Source organism: Salinirussus salinus, from assembly GCF_009831455.1.
Lineage (GTDB): Archaea > Halobacteriota > Halobacteria > Halobacteriales > Haloarculaceae > Salinirussus > Salinirussus salinus.
This window is the reverse complement of sequence record NZ_WOWO01000002.1, coordinates 476750-495333: the sequence shown is the minus strand read 5'-3', so window position 1 is coordinate 495333 and position 18584 is coordinate 476750. Positions and strand designations below refer to the sequence as shown.

The 18584-nt window shown below is 66.9% G+C and carries 15 protein-coding genes; 9 read left to right on the top strand and 6 right to left on the bottom strand.

Features of this window, described 5'->3' with window-relative positions; genetic code table 11:
- The first annotated feature begins 158 nt into the window (after positions 1-158).
- Positions 159-1352, top strand: a complete 1194-nt coding sequence (locus GN153_RS05605) for a hypothetical protein (RefSeq protein ID WP_159900668.1) — start codon at positions 159-161, stop codon at positions 1350-1352.
- Between the two features lie 115 nt (positions 1353-1467).
- Here GN153_RS05605 and GN153_RS05600 read toward each other — a convergent pair whose 3' ends face one another.
- Entirely contained in the window at positions 1468-1740 is a 273-nt protein-coding gene (locus GN153_RS05600; RefSeq protein WP_236544757.1) for a HalOD1 output domain-containing protein, read from the bottom strand.
- 144 nt (positions 1741-1884) lie between these two features.
- The gene (locus tag GN153_RS05595) at positions 1885-2502 is read right to left on the bottom strand and encodes a DUF7344 domain-containing protein (protein ID WP_159900667.1); all 618 of its coding nucleotides are present in this window, start codon (positions 2500-2502) and stop codon (positions 1885-1887) included.
- Positions 2503-3227: 725 nt separating this feature from the next.
- Between GN153_RS05595 and GN153_RS05590 the strand changes: the two genes are divergently transcribed.
- Positions 3228-3761 (top strand): DUF7344 domain-containing protein, encoded by a 534-nt coding sequence (locus GN153_RS05590; protein ID WP_159900666.1) that lies wholly within the window; start codon positions 3228-3230, stop codon positions 3759-3761.
- A 349-nt stretch (positions 3762-4110) separates the two neighbouring features.
- Here the strand turns inward: GN153_RS05590 and GN153_RS05585 are convergent, their stop codons facing one another.
- Both GN153_RS05585 and GN153_RS05580 read right to left on the bottom strand, forming a co-directional pair.
- Positions 4111-4386: a winged helix-turn-helix domain-containing protein gene (locus tag GN153_RS05585; RefSeq protein WP_159900665.1), complete on the bottom strand. Its 276-nt coding sequence runs from the start codon at positions 4384-4386 to the stop codon at positions 4111-4113.
- Positions 4387-4761: 375 nt separating this feature from the next.
- Complete coding sequence (locus GN153_RS05580; protein ID WP_159900664.1) at positions 4762-5013, bottom strand: hypothetical protein; 252 nt, start codon at positions 5011-5013, stop codon at positions 4762-4764.
- 45 nt (positions 5014-5058) lie between these two features.
- Here GN153_RS05580 and GN153_RS05575 point away from each other — a divergent pair, with 45 nt between their 5' ends.
- The 3 genes from GN153_RS05575 (at position 5059) to GN153_RS05565 (ending at position 7828) form a co-directional block, all read left to right on the top strand.
- Entirely contained in the window at positions 5059-5790 is a 732-nt protein-coding gene (locus tag GN153_RS05575; protein WP_159900662.1) for a glycosyltransferase family 2 protein, read from the top strand.
- Positions 5791-6119: 329 nt separating this feature from the next.
- Positions 6120-6554, top strand: a complete 435-nt coding sequence (locus GN153_RS05570) for a DUF7344 domain-containing protein (RefSeq protein WP_159900660.1) — start codon at positions 6120-6122, stop codon at positions 6552-6554.
- Positions 6555-6820: 266 nt separating this feature from the next.
- The gene (locus GN153_RS05565) at positions 6821-7828 is read left to right on the top strand and encodes an NAD-dependent epimerase/dehydratase family protein (protein WP_159900658.1); all 1008 of its coding nucleotides are present in this window, start codon (positions 6821-6823) and stop codon (positions 7826-7828) included.
- 35 nt (positions 7829-7863) lie between these two features.
- Here GN153_RS05565 and GN153_RS05560 read toward each other — a convergent pair whose 3' ends face one another.
- Positions 7864-9732, bottom strand: a complete 1869-nt coding sequence (locus GN153_RS05560) for a hypothetical protein (protein ID WP_159900656.1) — start codon at positions 9730-9732, stop codon at positions 7864-7866.
- A gap of 431 nt (positions 9733-10163) precedes the next feature.
- On the opposite strand from GN153_RS05560, the gene GN153_RS05555 reads away from it, so the two are divergent.
- The 3 genes from GN153_RS05555 (at position 10164) to GN153_RS05545 (ending at position 15469) form a co-directional block, all read left to right on the top strand.
- A complete protein-coding gene (locus GN153_RS05555) occupies positions 10164-10391 on the top strand; it encodes a hypothetical protein (protein ID WP_159900654.1) in 228 nt (75 codons plus the stop codon).
- Between the two features lie 110 nt (positions 10392-10501).
- Positions 10502-11905: a hypothetical protein gene (locus GN153_RS05550; protein ID WP_159900652.1), complete on the top strand. Its 1404-nt coding sequence runs from the start codon at positions 10502-10504 to the stop codon at positions 11903-11905.
- A 567-nt stretch (positions 11906-12472) separates the two neighbouring features.
- The gene (locus GN153_RS05545; protein WP_159900650.1) at positions 12473-15469 is read left to right on the top strand and encodes an alginate lyase family protein; all 2997 of its coding nucleotides are present in this window, start codon (positions 12473-12475) and stop codon (positions 15467-15469) included.
- A gap of 108 nt (positions 15470-15577) precedes the next feature.
- Here GN153_RS05545 and GN153_RS05540 read toward each other — a convergent pair whose 3' ends face one another.
- Positions 15578-17077: a lipopolysaccharide biosynthesis protein gene (locus tag GN153_RS05540; RefSeq protein WP_159900648.1), complete on the bottom strand. Its 1500-nt coding sequence runs from the start codon at positions 17075-17077 to the stop codon at positions 15578-15580.
- A gap of 577 nt (positions 17078-17654) precedes the next feature.
- On the opposite strand from GN153_RS05540, the gene GN153_RS05535 reads away from it, so the two are divergent.
- Positions 17655-18557 carry a glycosyltransferase family 2 protein gene (locus GN153_RS05535; RefSeq protein ID WP_159900646.1) on the top strand — a complete coding sequence of 301 codons (903 nt, stop codon included), beginning with the start codon at positions 17655-17657 and terminating at the stop codon, positions 18555-18557.
- The last annotated feature ends 27 nt before the right edge of the window (positions 18558-18584 follow it).

Below are 18584 nucleotides of genomic sequence, written 5' to 3'. Positions count from 1 at the left end.
GGTCACACCGGACCCCGACGACCGACGCGTACTTCTGCCCGAGGAGTGTGCTGTCACAGGGCATGAAACAAGCGACAGCCGGACGGCCGGCCGTCCGTCCCGGGCGGGCGAACGTATTCGGGGACGACCACTTCGAGCCGGGCCGCGAGTGAGAACCCGTGTCGACGGCAAACGCGACAGTCTCCCGGTGGGCGCGCGGGTTCGTGGCCGCAGGCGTCGGCTGGCTAGTCTGCTGGCAGGTCGCGGTCCTCCTCGGAGCCCCCCGGCGGGTCGCGGTTCCTCTCGCGCTGTACGGCTTCGTCTTCCACGTCGTCTTCGGCAAGGCCTACTCGCTCGTGCCCTCCTACTTCGACCGCGACCTCCGGCCCGCCCGCGCCCCCACTGTCCAGCTCCCGCTGTCGGTGTTCGGGACTGCGGGACTGGCCGCGGGGTGGGTTCCGGGCGCCTCCCGGGCCGTCCGACAGGCCGGCGCCGTCGCCTGGGCCGCGGGGGTGGCCGTCTTCCTCGGGGCGATGCTCCTGACGCTCCGCGGGAACCTCGCCGGCCGGGAGACCGGGACGGGCGAGCACAACGCCCACCGCCTGCCGCTCGACCGGATGGCCAACGCCGCCGTCCCGGTGGTCTTCGCCTATCTCGCTGCCGGGGCGTACCTCACCGTCGCGGGAGTGGCCGGGCTGCCGACCCCGCTCGACGGCTACCCGCCGCGGGTCTCCCACCTGCTGGCGCTCGGGGCAGCGGTTCTGCTGCTGTTTGCCGTCGGCTTCCGGTTGCTCCCCCGGTTTCTCGTCTCCGCGGTCCCCGGCCGGCTCGCGGCCTCAGTCCTGGTCGCCGGGGCCGCCGGCCCGGCCCTGCTCGCGGTCGGGCTCCCCTCCGGCCGGCTCTTGCAGGCCGGGGCCGCGCTCGAAGCGCTGGCCGTCCTCGGCTTCGCCGTGGCCTACGGGCTGCTGTTCGTCCGCTCCGACCGCGACCGGCTCGGCTTCTACGGCGTCCTCGCCGGCGTCGGGTGCGGTGTGTTCGCCGTCGCCGCGGGGCTGTACTTCGCGTTCGCCGGGCTGCAGCCGGACCTGGTGGTCGCACACTACCGACTGGGTCTGCTCGGCTTCCTGGGGCTGAGTATCGTCGGGGTCACCTACCAGTTCTACCCGCCCTCAGTGGCCCGGTTCCCGCTGGCCGGGGACCGGCTCGGGGCCGCCGCGCTCGGTGCCCTCCTCGTGGGGCTACTCGTGGAAGTCACTGGAGTACTCGCCGCGAGCCCGGCTGCAGTTCTCGGAGGGCGCGGGCTCGGCGTCGCGGGCTCGGCCGTCTACGCGTACCTCGTGGTCGGGCTGTTCGTCCAGCGTGCCCGCCAGTGAGGCCGGAAAGGAGCTACCGGAGGGGCGGGAGGACGTCGCCGACAGAGCGGAGCTGGCGGCGCCAGCGTCCTGGAGACGCCGCTCCGGGGCCGGGAGAGCTCGACCGGCCTTGCCGTCACTGGTGAACGACGACCTCGCCGTGAGCGTAGACGGTGACGTCGTGTCCGGCAACCGGGAACTGGACGTAGCCCCTGTCGCGTCGCTCCCCGCCGTCGCGGGGCGCGAACAGGGCGTCGAGCGCGTCGGGGTCGATCGCCGTCGCGACGGGGTCGAACTCCGTCGGGTCCGTCTCGGTGACCATCGCGACAGCCTCGACCACCTCGCGGGTCACCGAATCCACCTCGTCCCACTCGAACGTGACCGACTGGTTTCGAGTGCTCTCCCTCACACCCTGGGTGTTGGTGGGGTGGTATTTAGAACCTCTGGACCGGGTCGTCGACCCCGAGCTCCGGGCGGGATACGATGCTGACCCGGGGCCCCTCCGGGCCGAAAACCGGGCCGTCGCGGCGTGGACCGCCGCTGGTCTCCGGGGTCAGGACCGCGCGTGTAACACGGACACCGTCCCGACCGCCGCGATGCAGAGCGCCGACACGAGGCCGGGACTCAGACCCACGCCCGCCCCGACCGTGAGGCTGACCAGCAGGAGAACGGCCCCGGCGGTAGACAGTCCGAGGTAGACGTGTGGCCACTCGACCGCCGGCTGGTCCTCGGCTTCGATGTAGGGGTAGATCTGGTCGGCGTTCGGGCCGAGTTCGATCAGGCCCCTGTTCTGGTTGAACTCGACGATGTTCATGTCGTCCATCTTCGGGAGGTGACACTGGTAGAGGCCGACGTAGACCCGCTTGCGCTCCTGTGAGGAGATCGCCTCGACCGTCGTGTCGTTCTCGACGGCCGCGATGTGTTCGGCCAGCGTCCCCAGCTCGACGGGACCCTCGCGGTCCCGGAGGAACTGGAGGGCGTGACGGCGACGTTCGTTCTTCGCGATCTCGAACACCTGGTCCAGCGGGAGCGCCGGCGGTTCCTCTTCCTCACGGTCCGAAGCTTCCCCCGGCTGTTCGCTTGCCTCCCCGTCAGTGTCCGACACCTCGCCGGTCGCTCCGGCCGGGGTCGCCGACGGCCCTCCCGTAGACACCCTGTCGTCGACCTTCATGCCGGACCACCGGGTCTGTCGCGTGTCTGACTCGCCCCTTCCGGACGCGCCTCGTTCACCACTCGGTTCGCCGTTGGAGACTGCTTACAGACAGTCCCGCGTCGGGTTATCGTTGCTTGTATCACGGTATTTCCCCCCTTCCTTCGTCCCTCGTCGGGCACGGCTGGAACGGATCGCCGCCCTGAATTGTACTGTCAGACTATTACTTAATTATTGTCAATATTTACTGACATGAACGCCGGGTAGGACAGTGCTACATCAGGTAAGGAGCTCTTAGGATGGTCCTTCGGACTAAACGATTGCGTTGTTCGCAATCTTCGCGATTCGAGGGGGGACCTGCTACCTGCGCGACTGGGGGTAGTAGTTGCCGTCGTACGCCGCCCGGAAGTGGGGTACCTGCCGTCCCGCCGGGTGTCAGCGGGTGCGGCCGGGCGTCGTGGGTGGTACCGAGAGTCCGGGTGTCGGGACCTGTCAACCGTCCCTGGTGGACGTCCGGGAGTTACTCGCTTCTTGTGGCCGCTAAGGCCCTCCTTCAGGCCTCTCAGACACTGGCGGTCCAGTTCGCTTCGGGACTGCCGCTCGCCCGTCCAGCGCGGTTTGTCCCCGCAGGAACTCCCTGTCACGCCGCTGTGTCGCCCGCCGGCAGGTAACCGTGTCGTAACAAAGTGTAGAATGTGATATAATTCAGAGAGCCGGACTACCACCGACCACACTGGAGACCTCGGATGCTCGCCTCGGACACACAACTCGACCAAGATGTCGTCTTCGATATCCTCAGCAGCGCGCGGAGACGCTACGCTATCTCCATCCTCAACCGCCGCGACGAACCGATGCAGCTGACGGAGCTGGCCGAGGAGATCGCTGCACTCGAGATGGAGACCTCCGTCGACGACCTCACCAAACAGCAGCGCAAGCGGGTCTACGTCTCGCTGTACCAGACCCACGTCCCAAAGATGGAGGAGGTCGGCATCGTCGCCTACGACGCCGACGAGGGAACCGTCGCACTCGCCGACGGGGTCGACGCGGTCGACGAGTTCCTCACCGAACCCGAGGAGACCTATCCCTGGCACAGATACTATCTCGGGGTGAGCCTGGTCGCGGGCGGACTCCTCCTGCTGACTGTGCTGGACGTCGCCGCCTTCGCCGCTCTCCCGGACGTGCTGGTCGCTGGCGCCACCATCCTGGCCTTTCTCGCTCTGGCCGGGATCCAGTACGTTACCGAGACGAGGTACAGCGACTCCCCGCCCGAGATCCGGTGATAACGTGACCGTACCCCGATATCCCGGACTTACTCCTCGCGCTCCTCCTCCGGGATCAGTTGTTCGGGGTCGCGTTTGTACCCCGGCGTCCGTGCGAACTCTGCCATCCGCTCCCTCTCTTGCTCGGAAATGAACTCCGGCATCAACCCACCAGGAGAACTGGGCAGGCATTGTTATTACTCACATACTGCGTGAGCCGCGGTGGTAGGTGTCGCGTACAAGACCGTCGCGGTCTCGCCGCGTCGTGTCGGGGCGACTCAGCCCGCGACAGCTCTCGGACCGGACTGTCGTGCCAGCAGTTGGGAGCGCGCGGTTCGCAGCCGCGCCCCCGAGGGCGGTCCGTCGCCGGTCAGACCATGTTCTCGGCCTCGATCTTCTCCCAGACGCTGTTGCCGTACTCCGTCAGCCCGTAGACGCGCCCTTTCTTTCGGTCGTCGGAGACGAGCAGCTCGACCAGTTCGCGGTCGCGCAGGCGCTGGAGCGCCCGCGAGACGTGGGAGATCCCCACGTCGGCGTCGGTCGCGATCTGCGAGGGCGTCGCCGGACCGACCGCGAGCCGCTTGAGCACCGCCGTCCGGTACCGCGAGCTGATGACGAAGCTGACGTCGTCCCAGTCGGGGCTCATCGTTCCCCCGACCGGTCGGTCCGCCTACCCCGTGTTTGCCGGCTTGTTTCCAGTTGTGGTGCCGTGTGTTCCGTTCTCGTCATGGATTGCTCCGTTTGCTCCTATCCTACTCTTGACTTCCGGGCCGGGTAAACGGGTTTCGTCGGTTCAGGAGAGTTCACGCCGGTAAGCGTACCGTACGCGTTCGCCCCGGAACCTGACTCGCGGTCTTCCGCCCCTCCGGTTTCCTCGCTCCCGGTAGCAAGCTATTACCCGGGCCGGCGCTCGCGCTCGGCCACGAATCAGAGCTCCTCGCCTGGAGGGTTCTCCGGTACTCCCCCAGACCGAGTCCGGGACGGGGTTCGAGGGACGTATCCTGCCCTGCAGGTATCACACCTACGGGGCACGTAGCCCGGGATAGCCGTCCGCGACCCACAGCCCCGCGGCGGTCGAGAGCAACGCTGCCTCGAAGAGCAGGTAAGGGACTGCGCGCGGGTCCGAGAGATACCCCAGGTACTCCGAGAGGTAGTAGGCAGTCTCCGTCAACAGCCCGGCCGGCGGGCCAGCCGTGGCCGCCGGGACGAGCGGCCACAGGACGGCACTCCAGGGAACGGCGCCGCCGGTCGGTTCGCCGTCCCAGTCCGCCACCAAACCAACGCCGGCCGCGGGCGGTGTGTCAAGGACGGGTACCAGATGGCCTACGAGGCCGGGTTCGATGTCGTCGTCGTCATGGACGGTGACGGACAGATGGACCCGGGCATCCTCGACAGCATCCTCGACCCCGTCGTCAGCGGGAAGGCCGACTACGCGAAGGGAACCCGGCTACAACACCGCGCCCACGCCGCCGGGATGTCCCGGTGGCGGCTGTTCGGGAACCTGTTGCTGTCCTTTCTCACCAACCTCTCGAGTGGTTACTGGGGGATGGCCGATTCCCAGAACGGGTACACAGTGATCTCCCGGGGGGCGCTCGGAACCATCCCCGTCGAGGAGCTCTACGACGGATACGGATTCCTGAACGACATTCTCGCGGCGCTGAACATGCACGGCTTCCGGATCGCGGAGGTCCCGCACCCGGCGGTCTACGACGAGGAGGAGAGCGGCATCGAGTACACAAGCTTCGTCCCCCGACTCTCCGGGCTGTTGCTGGCGAACTTCCTCCGCCGCATGAACCGGCAGTACGTCTCGGAGGGTGTCCACGCGACCGTCGTCTGCTACGCCGCCGGCATCGTCGCGTTCGGAGTGGGTGTCCTCAACGGAGTCTCCGGGTTTTTGACTGGCGGTGTGGCGCTCGTGGCATCGCTCCCGACACTCATCGTCCTGGTCGCTGCGCCGCTTTTGCTCCTGCTCGGTGTCGCACTCGACATCCAGCAGAACAGGGGGCTCGCCTACCGCTCGGACGCGCACACGGACCTGCAGGGACCGTGACCCGCGTCACCGAACGCGAACCGATTCGAGAGCTGACTCGGCGGCCGGGGCGAACACGTACCGAACGGTGAGAGTCAGCGCGAGGCGACGGGGATGGACCGGAATGCGACGGAGGCGAACACGCCGAACGAACGTCGTTGTGACCTGCCACCGGGGAACGGGTTGTGTCTGTTCATGCTGTTTCGCCGCGTGAGCTGGCCATATCGCGACGATCCGCCCATTGTCTGGTGGTTTCTGAATCTCCCTGCTGGCCGGCCTTTGCCAGGGCCGGACCAACACAGCCTCGGTATCCGGACTATACTTATAGGCCGCAGTGACCGGGCTCCCCCATGGACGAGAACCGTCCGGCGGATGCCACACCGGAAGACGCCGAGAAAAACACGGGTCGGACTGCCGGCGCCGACACGCGAAGTGGCTCGGAAACTCCGGACTCCCCGGAGAAGCCGACCGCCGACGAACTCTTCGAGGCCCTCGCGCGGTCGTGTAACCGGTACGTGCTCCACTACCTGATCCAGCGCGACCGGGAGGTGTCTCTCGACGAGCTTGTCGAGTACGTGGTCACCGTCGTCGAGCCCGATGAGGGGGAGACAGAAGGGGAGCTGCGGGGAGCAGTCCGGTCGGAAGTCACTCGCTCGCTCGCGCATCTAGAGTCACTTGGTTTTCTCACCTACGACGAGCGGACCTACACCGTCCGCCCGTCCGAACGGACTGGTGTCGCCGAACTGTATCTCCGGCTCGCCGTCAAGGAACTCCCCGCGAAGTGAGCTGCTTCGCCCGCCAGGACGTTATTTCACCAACAGCGGCCGGGCCGCTCGTAGCCTGCCGTTACACTCCGGCAGGGGAACGATAACAAACTCCGCCGGACCGAGCCTGGGAGCCGAGGGATCAAGATGGCCAGACATGTGACGACCGAGACTGGAGAGGCCCGGAAGCGATTCGCGTCCGTCTCCGGACCGGCCGGCGGAAGCCGACCGAGGGTCAGACCGCAGGACGCCGCGGGCCAGCCCGGCACCTTGGAGGCGACCGAAAGATGACCTCAAGCACGGACTCCCCGAAGCACGGGGCCTCAGGTGAGGGGGACACGCCGGCGACCGACATCCCGGACGGTCTGGCCGGGAAGACGGTGCTCGTGACGGGCGGTGCGGGGTTCATCGGCAGCCACCTCGCCGAGCGCCTGGTCGACGAGTGCTCCGTTCGGGTCCTCGACGACCTCTCGACGGGAACGGCGGGTGCCGTTCCGTCGGACGCACGGCTCTGCCGGGGCGACGTCCGCGACGAGGAGGCGATACTCGACGCGGTCGACGGCGTCGACGTCGTCTTCCACCAGGCGGGGCTGGTCAGCGTGTCCGAGTCCGTCGAGAACCCCCGCGAGGCTCACACCGCGAACGCCACGGGCACGCTGCAGGTACTCGAGGGCGCGCGGCGCGAGGACGCCCGTGTCGTACTGGCTTCGAGTGCGGCCATCTACGGTCGGCCCGGGGAGGTCCCCGTCCCGGAGTCGGCACCGAAACGTCCCCGTTCCCCCTACGGCGTCTCGAAGCTCTCGGCGGACCACCACGCCCGGACGTACAACGACCTCTACGGGCTCCCGACGGTCGTGCTCCGGTACTTCAACGTGTACGGCCCCACTCGCGGGGGCGACACCGCCGGGGTCGTCGACTCGTTTCTCCGGCAGGCCCGTGCGGGCGGGCCGCTGACCGTCCACGGGGACGGTACACAGACGCGGGACTTCGTCCACGTGAGCGACGTCGTTCGCGCCAACCTCCGGGCGGGGGTGACGGACAGGGCCGGAACGGCCTTCAACGTCGGCACCGGAACCGCCCACAGCATCAACGACCTGGCCGGTACCGTCAGGGCCGTCGTCGGGGACGTCGAGGTCGTCCACACTGGAGCCCGGGACGGCGACATCGAACACAGCTGTGCGGACATCTCCCGCGCCCGGGAGCAGCTCGGGTACGAGCCGAGGGTGCAGCTGCGCTCCGGACTGGAGCGACTCGTCACCCGACAGGCTGCCCCCGAGCCAGTCACCGACGGATAGGCGGGGTCACCGGAGGGCGGGAGTCGGGAGTCCCGTCACTCGAACTGAGTCCGGTAAGCCGCTCTGATCTCCTGCTTGCGGTCGTCGGAGAGTTCCTCGAACGACGTGTCGTACCGCTGCTGAGCCAGCTCTTCCCAGGACTCTATTCTGTCCCCGACCTGGCTTGTGAACTGCTCGTCGAAGTCCGCCTCGATCTGTTGCTGGAGTTCGACGTCGATGCGCTGGAACTCGAACCTGTCTCCCCGCCGGACGTCGAGCCCGTACTTCTGGCGTGCGATCTCTTCGCGGGTCAACACGTCGGTGATCCCCCGACCGTCAGCGAAGGGCTGGCGCTCGCGGAGTTCCTCGACCTGGGTTTTGGTCTCCCCGCTCAGCTCCTCGAAGTAGTACCCGTACTTCTCCTGGCTGATCTCGTCGAGGGACGCCCGGGAGACGGGGTCGTCGTTCGAGTCGCTATCGTCGTCCGAACCACTGCCGCCGCCGAGACTCACCGTCGACGTCGGCTGTCCGCGGGCGTCGAAGACGGCCGTCTCGTTGTCGCTGGCCGTGTAGATGCCGTAGATGTACGGCCCGTGGGGCAGGTGTTCGACGGGGTGGAGCGGGTCCGGGTCCTCCATGTACGGAACCCGGATGCGGACCCGCTCGCTCTCCCCCGGCGACAGCGTGACGTTCTCCGTGACCCCGTAGGATTCGGGCCGGTCGTCGTCGTCGAGGTCGATCCTGAACTCGACGGTCGCCCGGTCGGTCGCGTCCCCGACGTTGGTCACCTCGGCGTCGAAGACCATCGGGTCGCCGACCCGCACGGTCTCGTTCCCGCCGAGGTCGTCCACGGCGAACACGCCGTCGCGGACGCGCACCGACACCTCGCGCCTGTCGTCAGCCGTCGAAGCGGTGTAGGTGTACGAACCCCGCGAGAGGTTGGTCGTCGGGACCCCGAACGAGACGGTGGTGTTGGCCCCGCTGTCGAGCCCCACCGTTCGGTTGTAGGTCCGGTTATCCGGGGCAGAGAGCACGACCGACCCGGAGCCCGCGACGTCGCCGGTATTGTTCACAGCCACCGACACGTTCGCTGGCGTCCCGGTGGAGACGTTCGTCTGCCCGCCGACACCAGCGACAGTGAACCGGGGCGGTTCGAGGACTCTCAGCGTCCCCGTCTCGGTCCCCGACTCGGTTCGAACGCGGTACGTGTAGTTACCCGCGTCGAGCGCGCCGGCGGGGAAGCCAAGCGAGAGCGCCCGGGACTCCCCACCCTCGAGCGAGAGGGACGCGTTCGCGGCGCGCTCGAAGGAGCCGTTCCCGGTCCGGTCCAGCGTCACAGTGACGGCCCGCTCGCCGGCGAGGTCACCCTCGTTTGTCACCGTTAGATTCACCGTCGCCGTGGAGCCGGCCACCCCACTCGCCGACCGCACCCGGGGGAGGAAGGTCGGTGTCTGCCTGACGGTCGTCGACCCGGTCATCACCGTCTCCCCGCCAACCGTGATGCCGTAGCGACGCTCGCCGGGCGCGAGAGTCCCGCCCGGGACGGTGAACGACACGCGAGTGGTCCCGTCGTCGGAGAACCACCGTTCGGTTTCCGCGACGACCGTATCTAGCTCCCCGTTGTCGTCCGTGTCGACGACGAGTTCGACCTGACGCGTGACCGGCTCGGTCGCTCGTGCCCCGAGCTCGACCGACAGCCGCAGCGATTCGTCCTCCGGAACTGCGTCCGGCCCCTCGGCCTCGACGACTGTCGTCTCCCTGAGCGGGTCCTGGCTCGCGTTCCCGGTGCTCCCCGCCGTCTGGTTCCCTGCCTCGTCTCCGGCCCCCGGTCCGCCCGCTATCGGAGCGAGCCCACCCGCGAGCAGGACCCCGACGACCGCGGCAGCCGCGACCGCGACCGCGAATACGGTTCGGTTACTGACCATACCGATACGGGAAAGTCTCCACACATTGTTACGAGTGTGATTACGCCCCCCGCTCGCCCGCGAACGACCTGTGTACTACCCTCTCCGGAACGACAGCCGTATCCGTCGCCACAGGAGGCGGAGGACCGTCCCCGGGGCCGCCCTCGCCCGGTAGTAAGAGTTGCTTATCGGCCCGAGACGTCACGTGACCGTGACTTTTCTGTGCCGGCCGTGTCGGAGCGGGTGATAGACTGGGCTGTATCAGAGACGCATTCATCCCGCTTTCAACCGGTCAGTAAACATTATCATCTTGCCACAACCCAGCGAAGACGCGGCAAAAAGCGTTTTCCGAGTAAGGTATTACTACTCCCGTATCGACCGTGGAAGGGTCGACCTAAAGGGCACACATGGGAGACAACAACGATTCCGACACAGAAACGCGGAGTCCGCCGGTGGACCCGGAGGAGGACTGGAGTTCGCGCGAGGCCTGGGAGTCACTCCCGTGTGACCCCGACCTCAGCCGGTCACTCGGGTACGAGCTCGTAGACTGGGACGTCATCACCAGTCCGGACCACTCCGACAACCTCATTCTCCTCCCCGAAGAGCAGGAGGCCCTGGCGGAGGACGCCTTCATCATCGCGGAGGAGGACGCAGTTTGCGACCTCAGGGAGCGACTGTGACCGACCGTCCTCCCCCGGGTTACGTGCTTCTCAACCCGGAACGAGACCCGGGCCATCCGGTCGGCAGTAGCCGTCACATAATTTTATGCGCGTCATCCCGAGGGGAGATAATGAGGCCTCCACGAGTCGGTCGCCGGTCGTTCATCGGCGGGATGACCGGGCTGCTGGCCGGGTTAGCCGGATGTGGCGAGCGAGGGCAGACCGGTACTGACGGCGAACCCGGCACGGAACAGAACGGGGGCGACCCGCCCGGACAGCGACCGGACGGGTCGCTCCCGGATCCGACCGCGGTTCTCGGACCGTTACTCGACGGGGCAGTCGTCCCGGTCGCCACGGGGATGGACTCGGTCGCGACGATCGACCCGGCGGAGACGTCGACGCCCGTCGGGGACGCGGTGGCACGGATCGACGAGAGCGGCGAAAACGAGGGGTTCGGTGCCGTTATCCTCCCCCCGACGACGATCACCGAGGCCGAGCCGGTCGTCCCCAGCCACTACGTCCAGTTCATCGGCTACGGCGTGAACACGAGCGGTATCGAGTTCACGGACCTCGAACGGGACGGGTTCAGGGTAACCCGTCCCGAGGAAGGGAAGTTCGTCGCCCTCGACGGCTTCACGATTAGCGGGGCTAACAGCGAAGAGCGGACCGACGGCTCGGCGATCCACTTCGTCAACGACAGCGGCCGGTCACCGAAGCAGTTCAATATCGGCGACCTCGCCTTCCGCGACTGGATCGACCCGGTCGTCCACTGCGAGAAAGGGTCCCCGTTCGACTCCACGTGGCACCACCTCGACTTCGGCTACGACGCCAACGACGGCCGCGAGATCGTCCTCGAGCGCGAACAGTCCCTCCTCGGGACGCAGATCGGGTACATCGGCGCCGGGAACGCCACCCGGGACCCGGTGTTGTACACGAATTTCGCGGGGGCGAAACTCGACGTCGGGTTCATCAACATCGGGGGAACGGCCGGGCAGGCGGCGCGGATCAAGTCCTCGAAGAACGGCTACGTCCACATCGGCGGGATCAACTTCGAGCCGGTTATCACGACCGACAGACCCATCGTCTCCCTCCAGGGGCGCGCGCCTGCGAGGATCGATTACGTCCAGAACACGAACACCGAGGCCCGCTCGATGGTACAGCTGAACTCCGACAACGGCAACAAGATCATCGGTCCCCTCCGCGACAACGGAACCCTCCAGGTGGGGAAAATCGAGGTCCGCCGGGACTCCTCCCGCCCCTCATACTACTTCGGCCCGCCGTCGGACGTCGTCTCCGCCTCGAACGTTTCTGCCGATTTGCAGGCGTTCGGCGGTTCGGGCCAGCTGACCGGGCAGGGCGGGACCGACCGGAGGATGTCCGCCGCTTCGGTCCCGCAGTACAGTAACGCTTCCGCGGCGGAGGTTTCGGCTGGCGAACTCGCCGTCGACACCGGGAGAGGAGGGGACGGGACTGTCGCACTCCTGTTCAAAGACGAAGACGGTACCCTCCACGCCTGGGACGCTGACCGGCTGTAAGGGCGGCGGCCGGCCCGTCTGCCGGCCGAGTACCACGGATCGACTTCGTTCGACACCTGCTCTCCAGTGCCTTCTGGCCGCCCTCCGACCGACTCCCGTGATAGCGGCCCGAGCGGACGCCCTTTCGAGGCCATAAAGAACCCCTTACCGCCACGAGACCGGACCTGTTCGAACGCGTACCCCACATTCGGAGGGGTACCCTCGGATAGGCATCTCGGGCGGAAAACGCCCCGGGCCCGAACAGCCGGTGATTAGTTAGGGTTATATTATTTTCCGAAATCTGTACTTAATATTGTGTCGCGTTTGTCGGAATAAAATAAAGCAGGGAGCAATCAGCAGTAAGCTTCTACTACCCGATTGCAATGTGGTCGAAACGCTAGTTAAGGAGCTTCTGATGTTTCGAGGCGCATGGGAAACAGCAGTAAGGAGTCTATTACCGATGCCGTCGGCGACGGTAAGCGTAGAATAACACGGCTTTTCAGCGACGGGGGCAGCGATGGTAGTCCGGGGACCGGAGGGGAGCAGTCACCGGACGGTCTGTCCACGTCCCGGCGGAGCGTACTCCGGTTGCTCGGGGCCTCGGTCGGTGCTGCTGCCGTCGGAACGCAGGTCGCCTCGGCGAGCGCGGGCCCACAGCACCTGCAGGTCCCGCGACCGGAGGACCTCTGTGGCACTCGTCCGGGCGACCACCACCTCGCACTGATCGAGGACCTGTCCGCCCTCCGTGGCCGTGGCTTCTACACCGGGACGAGTGGCTCGACGTGGGCGTTCACCGGATGGCTCCAGCAGACGGAACCGACGACCGTCGCGCGCGGGTCAGTGACGCCGGATTCGGACGCGTCCGAACCGTCGCGACGGCTTCTGCAGGTCAGGCGCCCGGCAGAACTGAAATCGTACAAGCCGACCGACCAGCAGTTCGCGTTCATCGAGGACGCCTCACACGAACACAGTCGGGGCTTCTACACCGGCAGCGCCAAAGGCAAGTGGTACTTCGTGGGCTGGCTGGCCCAGAGCGAACCGTCGTCGGCCGCCGGCGGAAAGGTCGAGACGAAACAAACTGCCTCGGAGCCGGGCAACCGCATGATCCAAGTGCGGACGCCGAACCGCCTCCGGAAACACGACCCGACCGACTACCACCTCGCCTTCATCGAGGACGCCTCACACGAACACGGCCGGGGCTTCTACGCCGGCGGCGCCGACGGGAACTGGTACTTCGTGGGCTGGCTGGCTCAGTCCCCACCCTCCGGGACGGCCAGTGATACGGTCGACCCGCAGGGGCCGGAGTGTGGCGCCGGCGGCGGGGCCGGTGACGAGACCGGCGACGGGACCGACGAGGAGGCCGACGATGGGACTGACGAGGAGACCGGGACCGACACGCTGTCCAACGGCGCCTGGCAGTGGTACGCCGACAGAATAGACGGCTACGAATCCGAGTTCGGGGACGAAGTCACGGTCGCCGCGACCGGCCACGGCAAAAACAGGTGGGCGAACTTCGTCACCTTCGACACCCGGGACTTCCCGGAGTGGATCGACGGCGGCGACGGCCGCCTGTTCCTGCCACACATCCCGATGCTCCCCCGGGAGGAAAACGACGCCGTCGGACGGGCGACCGCTCTCCGCAACCTCGCTGCCGGCGAGTACAACGACAAGTTCCGGTCGATGGCCGAGGGGTTCAAATCGGACGGCTTCACGCCCGAAACACTCGTGCTCCGCATCGGCAACGAGTTCAACATCAAGGCACAGCCGTACTCGCCGGTCGGGACGGGCGTCACACCGGAGACCTGGGCCGAGGGGTACCGACAGATAGTCGATACCTGTCGTGACGTGCTCGGAGAGGACCTCCGTACCGTCTGGGCTCCGCTGATCCACTCCACACAGCTGTCCACGGAGCAGGCGCTGGCACACTACCCCGGGGCGGACTACGCGATGGTGGGCGCTGATATTTACGACAGCGCACCGGCCTACGGGAGGGTCGGCCAGGCTCCCGACGGGATCGACTACGACTCCGCCGGCCCGGCGGACCGCGCGACCGTCCAGGAGTACGTCTGGGAGGAAACCCATCTCAAGGGCAACAAGTGGGGAGCCGACGGCGTCGGCCTGTCGGACGTCGCCAGTCTCGCCGCCGAGGTTGACCGCCCGGTCGTCGTTCCGGAGTGGGGCCTGTCTCACGACGGCTACGAGTGGGGAGGGGACGTGAACCCGACGTTCGTCAGGAACATGTACGAGTGGATGACCGAGCACGACGTCCCGTTCCACGCCTACTTCGAACACGACACCTCGGGTGTGAACCACGAGCTGTTCGGGGACAACGAGTTCGACTTCGCGGCGGCGACGACCGAGTACAGGGCAACGTTCGGGGGACAGTCGGTGTCTCCCCCCGAGGACGACGACAGCGAGCCGGTGACATCGACGAACTACGTGTTCGTCACCGACAGCGAACTTGAGACACAGAAAGAGCGCGCCGAGGCCGGCAGGGAACCCTGGGCGAGCGCCTACGACAACCTCATCTCCGACGCGGAGAGTGCACTCGGTGGCTCACTGAGTTCCGTCACCGACGACGACGGGGACCACAGTCTCGCCTCGGAGAACGGCCGCCACGACTACAGAGCGGCCATCGAGATGTCCGAGCGTGCGCGGGACTGTGCGCTCGCCTACCGGTTCACGGGCGAGGAGCGGTTCGCCGAGCGCGCCGTCGAAGTCATCCACCACTGGTGTCTGAACGACGGCACCTACATGACACCGACCGTCGACATCGAGAAGAACGCGGTCACGATCGAGCAACACATCACTATCCCCGGGTTCATCTACGCCGCGGCGCTGGTCCGCGGACACTCCGCCTGGGACGACTACGACGGGACCTGCCCCTGGAAGGGGGCCGACGCCGGCGACGCCGAGGCTGCCTTCGCGCAGTGGGTCCGGGACCGTCACGACACGTTCGTCCCCTCCCAGCCCAGTTACTGCGAGTTCAACAACAAGTGGGCCTGGCGGATCACGGACAGGGCCGCCTCGGCGGCGTACCTGCAGGACGACGAAAAGATGGAACGCGCGAAGTGTATGTGGCGCGCGGAGTGTCTGACCTGTGACGACGGGAAGCCCCGCCCGTGGTCTGACTTCGTCAACAACTACAAGAACAGCCGCTCGTACAGCGGGTCGTCCGACCCGAACGAGAACGCGCTGTTCAAACAGGAGTTGAGCCGCTCGACCGCCTTCATCTACACCGCGTTCAACCTGAAGGCGCTGACGATGCCGCTGCTCGTCTTCGAGCGGTACGACAGCACCTCGCTGTACGGGTTCAACGCGCCGACGGACAACAAAGACGGCTCGAGCCTGTGGAAGGCCTACAACTGGTTCGAGGACTACGTCCAGGACACCTCGGCGTGGAAGTGGAACAGCGGGAACCTCAATGCCAGGTCCGTCGAGGAGGCGACGTCTACGTTCGAGCACGCCTACGCCCACTGGGGCGACTTCGCCGGCGCGATCAACAACCCGGACAAGACCGGGAGCCGGCCCCATTACGATTCGCAGCTGCTCGGGCACGTCACCCTGACCCACGGCCAGGACTGAGCTGCCGCCAGGGACCTGGACTGAGGTCGCTCGGGGCGGCACGCCCCGGCTGACCCTGACAGTCCGGAACCTCTGACGGTAGGGGCGGGTCTCGGCACGACCGGTCCGTCACGTCGCAGCGTTCAGCAGCGAGCGCAGGTTCTTGTCGATACCCCACCCGAGCCCGAACGCGAAGACGCCGATCAGCGCGGCGTAGACGGCGGCGCCCACAGCGGCCAGGAACAGGAAGCCGAGCATCCCGGATTCGATTGCCAACTGCTGCTGGAGGAGGACGACTGCCGCGTACATGAGGCTACTCGCGAGCACCGGGTAGCCGATCTCCTCGAGCATCCGCCGGTAGGACCCGTCGATGGAGCCGACAAGTACGTAAATGCTGAGTGGCAGTATGACGACCCCGACGCCCACGATCACCAGTGCGGCCCCTTCGATGCCGAACGCGAGCGTTCCGGGAACGATCAGCACGGCGATGAGCCCGACCCGCAGGGCGGAGAATTTCGTGATGAAGTCGGGACGCCCGGTCGCCTTCCAGAGGGGGCCGTACGTCTTCCCGAACGCCCGGAGCAGCCCGTAGACGGCGAGTACCTGCATGACCGTCACCATCGGCAGCCACTCGCTGCCCATGAACGTTGCGACGAAGACGTCCGCGACGGCGGCGATGCCGAACGCGAGCGGACAGGCGACGAACATGGTGACCTGGAGGACCCGGTAGTACGCCTTCCGGAGCGCACTGGTATCGTCCTGGATCGTCGAGAACGTCGGAAACATGACTCTCGAGACCACCTGCGAGACCTCGGTCGCCGGTGCGTTGGAGAGGCGGTACGCCGTCTGGTAGAAGCCGAGCGCCGTCGAGGAGAGGAGCCAGCCGACGACGATGTCGTCACCCTCGCCGTACAGGAAGTACAGCACCGAGTTGGCCGTGATCCACTTCCCGTAGTTGACCAGTTCCCGGGCACGCTCCCACTCGAACTCCGGCCACGGGCGGTAGTCGGAGGCGACGTAGGAGAAGACGAACATCACGAACTCCGACGCGACCAAGCCGACGACCAGTGCCCACACCGTCGGGGAGACGAGTGCCCACCCGACTGAGACGACAAAGCGCGTGACCGCCCCGCTCACCTGGTAGAGAAACTCCAGGTGAAAGTCCAGGTTCTTTTCGAAGTAGACGATCGCCGGGTTCCGGAGGGCGATCAGCACCGGCGATAGCGCGAACACCCGAACGACGTCGGTGGCTCTGGGCTCGCCGAAGACCGACCCCACCACCGGCGCGAGCAGCAGGATAATGCCGGCCAGGACAGCTCCGCGTGCCAGCTGCAGCGACCACATTGTGTTCAGGTACTCGTCGGCGTTTTGCTCCTTTCTCTGGATCACTGCCGCATCCAGGCCGAGCTCCGAGAATTTCTGCAGCCCACTCAGGACGAGGAGGCCGATCCCCATCAACCCGAAATCTGCAGGGTCGAGCAGGTTCGCGAGGACCACGATCATGGCGATCTGCAGCCCGCGCGAGAGGACGTTGGTCGCTCCCAGCCACGCCCCGCTCTTGACGGACTGCTGGATGACGCTCCCGGTCGGTATCACCCGGCTCAACAGCGCTTTGATCTTTTCTCTCATGTCAGCCAGTCTCCGGAGGCGCCTCTCGGCCGCTTCGCCACGCACAGCCACGGGCCGAGGGCCGTGCCGTCTGTCGGCAGGGACACGTCCGTACCCCGGCGTCTTTCCGCCGAGTCACGCCACTCCCGGCGCGTACCACGACCGCGTGCGCACGACGCGCTGGTCCGGCGTCCGGTGGCCACCCCGCTGAACGTCTCTTCCACAGGTCCGCTCGCCGGTAGAGTGACGGCCCGCATTGTAAACAACCACTTAACCGCTGCCGGGGCCAGCACCGGCGACATCCGGCGGCCGCGGACCGCTCACGTGTCGCAGCCGACGTGGCGAACGGGGGGTCGTCAGAACACCAGCCCCGGGTGGCTGGAGGGCGGGTCGCCGTCATCCGCGACCGATGGCCGGGGAGCGCGATGGACCCCCGAAACCGCGACTTCTTGCGGGTTTCGTCTCCAGGTAGTGGCTGCCACACGCCTAGTACGCGAATAACTATCCTCGTTTCATCGAGAGTCAGGCGTACGCGGTCCCGGACGGCGGCCGCGGACCCGCCATGAGTTTCCACCGTACAGACCCGGAGCCGGTTCGGATGGCCGACTCGACAGACGCGACCGTCGTGGTCGGTATCCCTGCATACAACGAGGAGGGAGCGGTCGGAGACGTCGTCCGGCAAGCGCGGGAGCACGCCTCGATAGTCGTGGTGGCTGACGACGGGAGCAGCGACCGGACGGTGTCGCGGGCGGCAGCAGCCGGCGCCGAGGTCGTCAGACACGAGGAGAACAGGGGATACGGCGCGGCACTGGGGACGCTGTTCCGCACTGCCGCGGAACTCGACGCGGACCACCTCGTCGTGGTCGACGCCGACGGGCAGCACGACCCCGCGGACATCCCGGACCTGGTCGAAACACAGCGGGCGTCGGGCGCGGAGGTCGTCATCGGCAGCCGCTTTCTCGGCGATTCGGAGACGGACGCCCCGCTGTACCGCCGGTTCGGCCTCGTGGTCATCAACTCCATCGTGGGTGCCGGGCTCAAGTTCGGCTACTCCGTCTCGCGGATCCGGGACACACAGAGCGGGTTCCGGGCCTACGACGCGACGGCGGTCCGGACACTCGCCGAACGGGAGCTGAGCGACGGCATGGACGCCAGCATCGACATCCTGTTTCAGGCTGCCGATGAATCCTTCGAGTTTGCCGAGGTGCCAGTCGAGGTGACATACGACGTGGAGGAGGCAAACACCCACAACCCGATCCTCCACGGCGCCGTTCTCGTCCGGAACGCCGTCTCGCGGATCGTCCTCGACCGGCCGGGGCGGTCCCTCGGCGTCACGGGAACGCTCTGTCTGCTCGTCGGGGTGGCGCTCGGCGGCATCCTGGGGCTGAACACCCCCGTGACCGGGCTGATCCCCGGAGTGGTCGCCACGGCTCTCGTTCTCGCAGGGGGCAGTCTCATCGGAGCGGCCGTCGCCGTGGGTGGTCTCGCCGGGACCGATTGACGCTCCTACCGGACGGGTGTCGGGGCT

Excerpts from the sequence above, each read along its gene's own strand:
- GN153_RS05590 (WP_159900666.1), top strand. The coding sequence starts at position 3,228 with ATGCTCGCCTCGGACACACAACTCGACCAAGATGTCGTCTTCGATATC.
- GN153_RS05585 (WP_159900665.1), bottom strand. The coding sequence starts at position 4,386 with ATGAGCCCCGACTGGGACGACGTCAGCTTCGTCATCAGCTCGCGGTAC.
- GN153_RS05570 (WP_159900660.1), top strand. The coding sequence starts at position 6,120 with ATGGACGAGAACCGTCCGGCGGATGCCACACCGGAAGACGCCGAGAAA.
- GN153_RS05560 (WP_159900656.1), bottom strand. The coding sequence starts at position 9,732 with ATGGTCAGTAACCGAACCGTATTCGCGGTCGCGGTCGCGGCTGCCGCG.
- GN153_RS05540 (WP_159900648.1), bottom strand. The coding sequence starts at position 17,077 with ATGAGAGAAAAGATCAAAGCGCTGTTGAGCCGGGTGATACCGACCGGG.
- GN153_RS05535 (WP_159900646.1), top strand. The coding sequence starts at position 17,655 with ATGGCCGACTCGACAGACGCGACCGTCGTGGTCGGTATCCCTGCATAC.
- GN153_RS05595 (WP_159900667.1), bottom strand. The coding sequence starts at position 2,502 with ATGAAGGTCGACGACAGGGTGTCTACGGGAGGGCCGTCGGCGACCCCG.
- GN153_RS05575 (WP_159900662.1), top strand. The coding sequence starts at position 5,059 with ATGGCCTACGAGGCCGGGTTCGATGTCGTCGTCGTCATGGACGGTGAC.
- GN153_RS05550 (WP_159900652.1), top strand. The coding sequence starts at position 10,502 with ATGAGGCCTCCACGAGTCGGTCGCCGGTCGTTCATCGGCGGGATGACC.
- GN153_RS05565 (WP_159900658.1), top strand. The coding sequence starts at position 6,821 with ATGACCTCAAGCACGGACTCCCCGAAGCACGGGGCCTCAGGTGAGGGG.